Origin of the sequence: Pedobacter sp. (assembly GCF_045628745.1) — a bacterium.
Lineage (GTDB): Bacteria > Bacteroidota > Bacteroidia > Sphingobacteriales > Sphingobacteriaceae > Pedobacter.
In genome coordinates this window covers 1-4,061 of record NZ_JAZQPU010000007.1, presented here as the reverse complement: position 1 = coordinate 4,061, position 4,061 = coordinate 1, and the positions used below count along the sequence as shown (strand labels likewise).

3 protein-coding genes and 1 pseudogene are annotated in these 4,061 nt (G+C 37.4%); all 4 read right to left on the bottom strand.

Annotated elements, in window-relative coordinates; all coding sequences use genetic code 11:
- Positions 1-269, bottom strand: a pseudogene (locus ACR2F7_RS00390) (rod shape-determining protein MreC); the annotation flags it as partial.
- 74 nt (positions 270-343) lie between these two features.
- Positions 344-1,366, bottom strand: a complete 1,023-nt coding sequence (locus ACR2F7_RS00385; protein ID WP_316813131.1) for a rod shape-determining protein — start codon at positions 1,364-1,366, stop codon at positions 344-346.
- A gap of 88 nt (positions 1,367-1,454) precedes the next feature.
- Entirely contained in the window at positions 1,455-2,981 is a 1,527-nt protein-coding gene (purH, locus tag ACR2F7_RS00380) for a bifunctional phosphoribosylaminoimidazolecarboxamide formyltransferase/IMP cyclohydrolase (RefSeq protein ID WP_432711630.1), read from the bottom strand.
- 71 nt (positions 2,982-3,052) lie between these two features.
- On the bottom strand, positions 3,053-3,631 hold the full coding sequence (locus ACR2F7_RS00375; RefSeq protein WP_432711629.1) for a phosphoribosylglycinamide formyltransferase: 579 nt from the start codon (positions 3,629-3,631) through the stop codon (positions 3,053-3,055).
- Positions 3,632-4,061: the final 430 nt, after the last annotated feature.

The window sequence follows — 4,061 nt, the reverse complement described above, 5'->3', positions numbered from 1 at the left end:
GCACTGTCGATATTTCTCATCTTCAGGAGCTGAGTGTAGAGGTTTGCATTTTCAAAAGCCAGACTATCATTTACTTTACCAAGGTTAGCGTACTTTTTGAGTACGTTCAGTTGCTCATAAGTATTGCCCACAATTTCATTGGTCGAATTTAGGGTTACACTTCTTTGGTAAGCATTATTCCTTACAGTGAAGACAATCCCTGTAGTAAAGAAAATGATGAATAAGAAAAATGCGTTATATCTGTTTATAAAGATCCAAAGGTTACGCATAATTTCAGAGTTGTAGGTAATGGTTGTAAGTTATAAGTCTTGCTTAGCCCTTATAACTTACAACGTAATAACCTTTATTGCATTAAAAATTTATAACCACCGATATTTTTAAGGGCAATACCAGTTCCACGAACTACCGCTCTGAGTGGATCCTCAGCAACGTGAACAGGAAGTTTGGTTTTTGCGGCTACGCGTTTATCCAGGCCACGTAATAATGCACCACCACCGGTTAAGTAAATTCCAGTCTGGTAAATATCTGCAGAAAGTTCTGGAGGTGTAATCTCTAATGCTTTAAGAATAGCTTCTTCAATTTTAGAGATAGATTTGTCAAGGCAGTGAGCAATTTCTGTATAAGAAACGGTAATCTGCTTTGGCACACCTGTCATTAAATCTCTTCCCTGAACAGCGAAATCTGCAGGTGGATCTTGTAATTCTGGTAAGGCAGCGCCAACTTCAATTTTGATCTTCTCCGCAGTACGGTCACCGATCATGATGTTATGCTGACGGCGGATATAATTGACAATGTCTGAGTCAAAGTTATCTCCGGCTACGCGGATTGACTGGTCGCAAACAATACCAGATAAAGCAATAACGGCAATTTCTGTTGTTCCACCACCAATATCAATGATCATGTTGCCCATAGGCTCTTCCACATCAATACCAATACCTACAGCAGCAGCCATAGGTTCATGGATAAGGTAAACTTCTTTCGCGCCTGCAATTTCCGCTGAATCGCGAACTGCACGTTTTTCAACTTCGGTAATTCCTGAAGGAATACAAATAACCATGCGCAAAGAAGGGAACATCCATCCTTTACCACCATTCAGCATTCTGATCATCCCTTTTATCATTGCTTCTGCAGCATTGAAATCAGCGATAACACCATCTTTTAAAGGTCTAACCGTACGGATGTTATCGTGGGTTTTACCTTCCATTTGCATGGCTTGCCTGCCTATAGCTATAATTTTATTTGTTTGTCGGTCGAAAGCAACGATAGAAGGTTCATCAACTACCACTTTATCGTTATGTATAATTAGGGTATTAGCGGTGCCTAAATCAATAGCAACCTCTTGCGTAAACCAGTTAAATAAACCCATTTATAGGTGAAGATTATGAATTAATAATATCTATGTAATATATTTAATGTAAAACTACGTCTTTTTATTGTATTTCCTGATAAATATATTAGTGTTTAAAATGTCTGACACCGGTTGTTACCATAGCTATTTTTTTAGCATTTGCCATGTTCACAGAATCAGCATCTTTAATGGATCCACCTGGTTGTAACACTGCTGAAATTCCTGCTTCGGCAGCAATTTCTACGCAGTCTGGGAAAGGGAAAAACGCGTCTGAAGCCATCACAGCACCTTTTAGGCTAAATCCAAAAGCTTCAGCTTTAACAATCGCTTGTTTAAGGGCATCAACCCTAGAGGTTTGTCCTACACCACTCGCAATCAGTGTGTTGTTCTTTGCAAATACAATTGTATTAGACTTTGTGTGTTTCACAATTTTATTGGCAAAAAACAGATCTTTTAATTCTTCTGCCGTTGCAGTTTTTTCAGTTACACTGGTCATTTGCGCCGGACCTTCGATGATTAAATCTTTATCCTGTTCGATCACGCCGTTAAGTAAAGTTTTAAATTGTTTCTTAGGCAATTCAACATCGTTTCTCTGTAAAATAACGCGGTTTTTCTTGGTTTTAAAAACTTCAATAGCTTCAGGCTGGTAAGCAGGAGCGATCAAAACTTCAAAAAATAACTTGTTGATTTCTGTTGCTGTAGCTAAGTCAATAGCGCGGTTAGCAATTAATACACCACCAAAGGCAGAAACAGGGTCACAGGCTAAAGCATCTGTCCAGGCTTCAAAAATATGGTCTCTTGAGGCAACGCCACAAGCATTGGTATGTTTTAAGATGGCAAAAGTAGGTTCTTCGAATTCATCAATTAAAGCAACAGCAGCATCTACATCAACAAGGTTGTTGTAAGAAAGTTCTTTGCCATTTAATTTGGTGAACATTTCATCCATGTTGCCGTAAAATACACCTTGTTGGTGAGGGTTTTCGCCGTAACGCAATGTTTTAGCTTCTTTAATGCTTTGTTTGAAAACCGTTAAAGGAGCTTCTGTATTAAAGTAGTTGAAAATGGCAGTGTCGTAGTGAGAAGAAGTATGGAAAGCCGTTTTAGCATAGGCTTTACGTTGCTCAAGGGTAGTTTCGCCGTTTTGTGCTTCTAATTGTTGTTGTAAAGTGCTGTAGTCATCTTTAGAAGCTAAAATAACAACGTCATTAAAGTTCTTGGCAGCAGCCCTGATCAGGGAAATACCACCGATATCGATTTTTTCAATGATGTCAGCATCAGAACCACCGGCTTTTACTGTTTCTTCAAAAGGGTAAAGGTCAACAATAACCAAATCAATTTCAGGAATTTCATATTCCGCGATCTGTGCTTTATCTTCAGTTAAATTTCTGCGGTTTAAAATACCACCAAAAACTTTCGGGTGCAAAGTTTTAACACGTCCACCTAAAATTGAAGGATAACCGGTTAAATCTTCCACTGCAGTAACAGGTAAATTTAAATCTTTGATAAACTGTTCAGTTCCACCTGTAGAGAATAATTGTACTCCTTGTGCTGCTAGAAGGCGAACTAATGGTTCCAGACCGTCTTTGTAATAAACTGAAATTAAAGCGTTTTTGATCTTAATTGATTGGCTCATTAGTGTGTATTTTTGAGCCGCAAAAATAAGGTTTTAAAGCGATAAAATTTAATAGAAATAAATAAAAATACTTACTTCTTGATCTTCTTTAAAATGCTTTCTACGATGCGTGGAAAATGCTGATGCTCTAGTTGTTGACCTTTGAATTTTAACATTTCTAAATTATCACCTTTCTCAATTTTATACTTGCCCTGGTAAATAAATTCTCCCTCATCGTAATTCTCGTTCACATAATGAATGGTAATACCTCCTTCGGTTTCACCTGCAGCAAGTACAGCATTGTGTACATGATCGCCATACATTCCTTTACCGCCAAACTTAGGCAAGATAGCAGGGTGGATGTTTATGATCCGGTTAGGGTAAGCCGTTAAAAGATTTTGAGGGATTTTCCATAAGAAGCCTGCCAGCACAATAAAGTCTATATCCATCTTTTTTAGCAAGGTTAAAATATCATCACTTTGGGAGAATTCTTTCCTGTTAAAAATATGGGTAGGGATTTCATAATTATCGGCACGTTGTAAAACGTAGGCATCAGCATTGTTGGTGAGTACCACAGCAATTTCAACTTCTGTGCTGTCAGCAAAGTGTTCCATTAATTTCTGAGCGTTGGTACCGGAACCGGAGGCAAATATGGCAATGCGTTTTTTCATTCGTATACGATTTGTTTTTTAACGGTGATGAAGCGACATCAGCAAAGGAAAATCTATCGATGTTCAAGCTTGAGGTGTTTCATTGGGGCCAAAAATACATTAAGTTCGTTAAAATGTACAGTATTAGTATCAAATGATACTGTGTTTTGATGTTATCGAAATAAGCATTCGTTAAAAATATACCGTTGGAGCATCAAAAATGTTGTGTTTTAATAGGAATAAGGTAACATATAAAATATAATGTATAGTAGGCGTAGCACTCTCTATTGTGTATAGGTTACATTTTGCGTTTTTTTATGAAGCTTATGCTCGAATGTCGACAACTCTAACTATATTTGTCGCCAAGAAGGGTGCAAATCAATTGGTTTATTGATAAGTTAATCTGCTTAATGAAAAATAATTACGGATCATTTTGCAAATTAAAAACTTA